At 48.9% G+C, this 5,380-nt stretch carries 5 protein-coding genes; 1 reads left to right on the top strand and 4 read right to left on the bottom strand.

Features of this window, described 5'->3' with window-relative positions; all coding sequences use genetic code 11:
* On the bottom strand, nucleotides 1-769 hold a 769-nt coding region (locus tag MHN01_RS15370), incomplete at its 3' end, for a triacylglycerol lipase (RefSeq protein WP_239412150.1).
* Between the two features lie 349 nt (nucleotides 770-1,118).
* Nucleotides 1,119-2,765, bottom strand: a complete 1,647-nt coding sequence (locus tag MHN01_RS15375) for an ABC-ATPase domain-containing protein (RefSeq protein ID WP_239412147.1) — start codon at nucleotides 2,763-2,765, stop codon at nucleotides 1,119-1,121.
* A 264-nt stretch (nucleotides 2,766-3,029) separates the two neighbouring features.
* Between MHN01_RS15375 and MHN01_RS15380 the strand changes: the two genes are divergently transcribed.
* Nucleotides 3,030-3,266 carry a hypothetical protein gene (locus tag MHN01_RS15380; RefSeq protein ID WP_239412151.1) on the top strand — a complete coding sequence of 79 codons (237 nt, stop codon included), beginning with the start codon at nucleotides 3,030-3,032 and terminating at the stop codon, nucleotides 3,264-3,266.
* An 86-nt stretch (nucleotides 3,267-3,352) separates the two neighbouring features.
* Here MHN01_RS15380 and MHN01_RS15385 read toward each other — a convergent pair whose 3' ends face one another.
* Together MHN01_RS15385 and MHN01_RS15390 are read right to left on the bottom strand one after the other, a co-directional pair.
* Nucleotides 3,353-4,690: an ATP-binding protein gene (locus MHN01_RS15385; RefSeq protein ID WP_239412148.1), complete on the bottom strand. Its 1,338-nt coding sequence runs from the start codon at nucleotides 4,688-4,690 to the stop codon at nucleotides 3,353-3,355.
* A complete protein-coding gene (locus tag MHN01_RS15390) occupies nucleotides 4,680-5,339 on the bottom strand; it encodes a response regulator transcription factor (RefSeq protein ID WP_239412149.1) in 660 nt (219 codons plus the stop codon). The genes MHN01_RS15385 and MHN01_RS15390 overlap by 11 nt, the downstream gene beginning before the upstream one ends.
* Nucleotides 5,340-5,380: the final 41 nt, after the last annotated feature.

Genomic DNA, 5,380 nt, shown 5'->3' on the forward strand with positions numbered 1-5,380 from the left:
TACCGAGATGAGTGCTGCACTGACCGACGAGGCCATCATTGGGATCGTCAAACGCAAGGCCCAAGATGACAATTGCTGCATCCGTTGGGTCCAGAGCATTGGTGAAGTTTCTGGTGCCTGTCCACGAGTAATAATACACGCCGTTATCTGCGATATAGTCACCTTCACCACAATCTGAGGTTGGCACACCTTCAGGGTATTTTTGGTTAAACTTCAGTGATCCTTCAGTTGTTAAAGCGGCCAATGAGGCAAGTGGATCTTGGGGAAGATCACTTCCTCCGGATAACAGGTTTATAAGTGTGACCAAACCTTCGGCCAGTTTAACGGCAATACCTTCTGGCAGAGATCCTTCGGGCACAGTTCCCCGGACGATATCGGCGACCCGAGAACCTTTATTCACCCCTCCGATACTGGTTACGGATGCAACAAGCTCTGGTGCTACAGAGGCGACATAGCGCGCAGTAGGTCCGCCGTGGCTATGGCCAATCAAGTTAACCTTCTCGGCACCGGTGACGGCAAGGACGTCCTGGACCTGAGTAAGCAACTGTTCGCCACGAAGCTCTGTGCTGTTGGTAGCGGAAATTTGTGCGACATACACATTCGCACCGCTTTTGCCCAGTGCCTGCGGAATACCGTAGAAGTAATCAATGCCTGCCAGTGTGTCAAAGCCAAATAGTCCGTGCACCAATACGATTGGATACTTGGTTTCGGTATAGCCTTTTTGGCTGACACCGCTTGGTGTGGTACTGGCTTGGCTGGTAAACGCAATAAAACAAAATAATAGTAGGGTAGTGAGACGTTTCAATTTTACTCTCCTTGTTAGACCTCCGATGAGCAAAATAATCCTAGTATGCGAAAACGCGCTTGGCTGGGTTTATGTTCGTATTGTGATCAAGAATGGGAAATTATTCAAAAAACCAACACGTAAGGAATAAAAAGGTTCATGTTTCGAGCATTAAGCCCGGGTGATTTGTCGTGATTGGAGTCTATTGGGGGGGACTAATGGCGTAAATCGAAAGTGAGAGCGAGTGGTGAAAGAGGATAAGGCTTTTAAATAAGCAATACAAAGGCGGCATGAATCATGCCGCCTAAAGAAAGGTATACTTTGTTGCGCTGGTTTATTTGAAATCAGCTGCGCGCATGCGGTTAAGCACTGCCATGACTTCAACGACACGAGGCTTGGCCAGATCGCCGTAGTTAGGCATCATTTTGAACCAGTCATCATGGAGCATTTGCTGGAACGCTTTGCTTGGGTTCTTTTCCCAACCTTTGCCTTGTGCCAGCTGGAACCAAAGCCATCCGATTGTATGAAGCTGGCTCGGATCAGCGACCTGCTCCAGAGCTTGCAGATCAATGAACTCGCGCCCAAAGCGTAGCGACGTTTTGTCTTTTACCTGAATTCTGAACTTACCGTCTTCAAGCATTGTTTGCAGTGCAGAGCGGTTGATTTTCCGTGTACGAGGACGGCGGATTTCTTCAGAGCCTTCAAGCTGGCGGCGAGTAGGGTGAGACTTCACGACTTCACGAGCTTTGGCTGTAACATCAATCGCTTCGTAGTTATGCATCTGGATCACAGTATCAGCAACATCCAAGTAGTCTCCCGAACCTCCCATAACCAACAGAACAGAGATATTCAGTTGGTCACGAAGAAGTGAGATACGGTCTACAAGCGGAGTAATTGGCTCGTCACTCTTTGCAATCAGAGACTGCATTCGTTCGTCACGGATCATGAAGTTTGATGCTGAGGTATCTTCATCAATCAGCAGTGACTGGGCACCGGCTTCCAGCGATTCCTGTAGCCAAGAGGCCTGCGAGGTGGAGCCCGATGCGTTTTGGGTGCTGAATGAGCTGGTATCTTTGCCCATCGGCAGGTTGCTGATATATGGAGTCAGATCTACCTTGTGGACACAACGTCCGTCTTCGGCGCGAATTTTCGAGGCGGTATCGTCAGTGACAATATAGTCGCGACCATCACCCGGAATGTGGTCATAGACTGAGTTTTCGATAGCATTTAGCAGCGTCGATTTACCATGGAAACCGCCGCCGACAATCATAGTGATACCTAGTGGAACCCCCATACCACGAAGCGTACCTTTATGTGGTGCTTCAAGGGTGACAGCGAGGCTTTCCGGGCTGACAAACGGGACGGCATCAGGCATTGGTAAGTCACTGTTACCTGCAAGGCGCGGCAGGATACTTTCGTCAGCAACAAAAGACATCAGGCCTTTTTCTTTCAGCTGGCGTCGAAGAGCAACCTGATCTTCGACTGTTTCACAATGGCGCTTCATCTCATCAAGCGGCAACTCGCGGGCGATGGTTGCACGTCGAATAACCTTCGGCATGGTATAGGTCAGAAGATTTGTTGTCTTCTTTGCAATGATGGTTCGGCCATCCGCTGGTAGGTTAATACGAAAGCGAAGCTCAATCGCTTCTTCATCAAAGACAATAGCTGTTCGATCCAGAATAGTCTGGCCCGGACGATCAATCTGAATTTCATTGATTTGCTGAGCCAAATCAGCAAACTGGCGAGCAATGAAATCGCGTGCTGCACGCTGGTAGTCAGTAGACTGATCTTTTAGCCATTCAAGATCAGTTAGTGACCATTTCCTGCGGGCACGGACACGAGAGGCTGGTGCAAAGGGATCAGCCTGGGTTGTATCGATGAAAAAGTCGAAGTCAACGAATTGATATTCTCCACGCAGGCTTGAGTAGCTGCGGTAATTGTGACGGTCAATTTTATGTAATTTGGCTTCGAGTAATTGCATATCGCCTCGATATCGTACGTTGAGAATTCCGGGGGCTGGATTCTACACGAAAGGCATACCAATCGGTACACTTATCTGGTGTTTTCAGTCAGCTATGGTTTGCAGACAAGCTGTTCACGATTTCTTGGTTGTGCTTTTGCAGCAAATCTGTGGCTAAGTTTGGTCGAAACTCTGCAGGGCTTCCACTTTGGTCTAATTGTGCAATTTCATTGTTACGCTAAGTTTGTATCAGGATGGATGACAGCAAGCGAAGGAGAAGTCATGCTGGAGACCACAATGAGTTTTGCCGAAATGGTGTTGATCATTTCCGGGTTGTTGTTCATAACCAAGAGCGTGATGCAATATGGCAAGCGAACAAGTGATTGGGGCGGTGTTGCCAAAATGTTTTACAAGCGTGTTGGCATGGATACCGCTGAGTACAAGTGGTATCGCCTGGGGGTGAGCTGTTTTATTGTCGGTGTGGTTGTGAGGATCGTCAACTTGACCTTCTGGCCCGTGTAGATTCCTGACCGTGTATACATGGGGTGATAAGAGATACAAAAATGCAGCCACAAGGCTGCATTTTGCGTAAGGGGAAAATCTAGCACTTACTTTCTCGGTAGCGGTAATAACAGTTCTGCTTTTAGCCCGCCTAGAGAGCTACTGTTAAGGGTCAGGTTTCCCCGGTAGCTGTGCGCGAGTTCACTCACGATATTAAGCCCCAAGCCGGTTCCTGGTGTCGTTTCGTCAAGACGAACACCTCGCTTGAGTACTGACTCATATTCACTGGCATCGATACCGGGGCCATCATCTTCAATGATAATGGTTACCTGATGAGCGTCTTTATCGGTTTGGTGAACACGGATCAGACTATTCGACCATTTATAGCTGTTCTCGATGAGGTTGCCGATAATTTCATCTAGATCCCGTTTTTCAACCGCAACATTCAATTCACTGTCCAACTCGTTGACCAGCACGACGTTACGGTGGGCATAAACTTTGTCCATTGCCATTGATATCGCATCGACACGCGTTGACGGTGCTGTCTTCGCTGCCAGAATGTTAGCCGCTCCGGCCATTCGTGCGCGGCCCAGGTGATAATCGATATGCTGCTGAAGCTGCTGTAGTGGTGGTGACAACTTCTGCTTCGCCTCTTCATCGAGTAGGGCAACTTCATTGTTCAGAACGGCAATCGGCGTTTTCAAAGCATGAGAAAGGTTACCTGCATGGTTTCTGGCTCGCTCTAGCAGTTCCTGATAGTGGAAAAGCAGAGCGTTGAGATCGTCTATAACAGGCCTTACCTCTTGCGGATAAAAGCCGGTAAGCTCAGTGGAGTTACCTTCGCGAACATTTTTCAGGTTTTGCCGGAGCTTTTTCAATGGCCAGAGCGACCAGCTCACCTGAAGCCAGGTCAGGACTAAGATACCAACTGCCATTGTCAGCAAGATCAGCCATAAACCATGGGTGAGTTTTTTCAGGGTAGCCATCAGCTTGTCTTGGTTAGCAGCAATCGCAAGTTCTACCGATTCATCAATTTCAGGCAGCAGGAACTTTCGTTTGACCACGAGCAAAGACTGTTCATCAGGGCCGATATAGCCGTCGTCGTCGTTGCCGGTAATTTTCGCATCCCATAATGATCGGGAGCGGATTTGGGTATCATTTACCGTCAACGCCCAGTAAAGGCCGCTGTACGGAGATTGAAACCTTGGGTTAGACAGTTTGCTTGGCAGGTATAGCTTGCCGGTTGCATCCACATCGGCAAGCGCGGTTAACTCATCGAGATAAAGGTAGAGCTGCTGTTTTTCCTGATCGATAAGATAGCTCTTGATAAAGCTTGGCACCAAATAGCCCGCAGAGAGCGTTATAGCCAGTAGCCATACCGTCGCGGCGAGGAGCAGACGACTGCGTAGGCTAGGAAGATGTTTGCTACGAGTTTTAATCGGCATTGATGCGGTATCCAAGCCCTCGAACGGTTTTGATGACATCACCGCCAATCTTACGACGGATACGCCCGATGAAGACTTCAATGGTATTGGAGTCCCGATCAAAGTCCTGCTTGTAGATATGTTCGACTAGCTCAGAGCGAGAGATCACCTTGTCAGCGTTATGCATCATGTAAGACAGGACTTTAAATTCTAGCGCTGTTAAATCAACAGCTTCACCGTTGTAGAGTACTTTCGAACTGCGTGTATCCAGGCTTAGCCCGCTGATCTGAATCACCGGAGAGGCATTACCTGTCGAACGGCGAAGCTGGGCACGCAGGCGGGCGACAAGTTCAACCATCTGAAAGGGCTTAGTCAGGTAGTCATCGGCACCGGCATTCAGCCCCTCAACGCGTTGGGTCAACTCGTTTCGTGCACTGAGAATGACGACTGGACTGCTGACATTTTCATCTCTGATCCCTTTTAACACCGTGAGGCCGTCAAGTTTTGGCAATCCGAGGTCGAGGACGATGGCATCCCATGGCTCAGAGGTCGCCCGGTAGAGGGCATCGATACCGTCGGTAGATAGTTCAGCGACCCATCCACTTTGCTCCAAACCATCGACGATTTGTTCGCCTAGTGTGATTTCATCTTCAACGACAAGTATTTTCATTCGGATACCTTGATGACATTTTCCAGATTACGGCCTTTGAT

It is taken from the genome of Photobacterium sp. OFAV2-7, assembly GCF_022347985.1.
Lineage (GTDB): Bacteria > Pseudomonadota > Gammaproteobacteria > Enterobacterales > Vibrionaceae > Photobacterium.

Coding starts and splice junctions, on each gene's coding strand:
- MHN01_RS15375 (WP_239412147.1), bottom strand. CDS start 2,765: ATGCAATTACTCGAAGCCAAATTACATAAAATTGACCGTCACAATTAC.
- MHN01_RS15385 (WP_239412148.1), bottom strand. CDS start 4,690: ATGCCGATTAAAACTCGTAGCAAACATCTTCCTAGCCTACGCAGTCGT.
- MHN01_RS15390 (WP_239412149.1), bottom strand. CDS start 5,339: ATGAAAATACTTGTCGTTGAAGATGAAATCACACTAGGCGAACAAATC.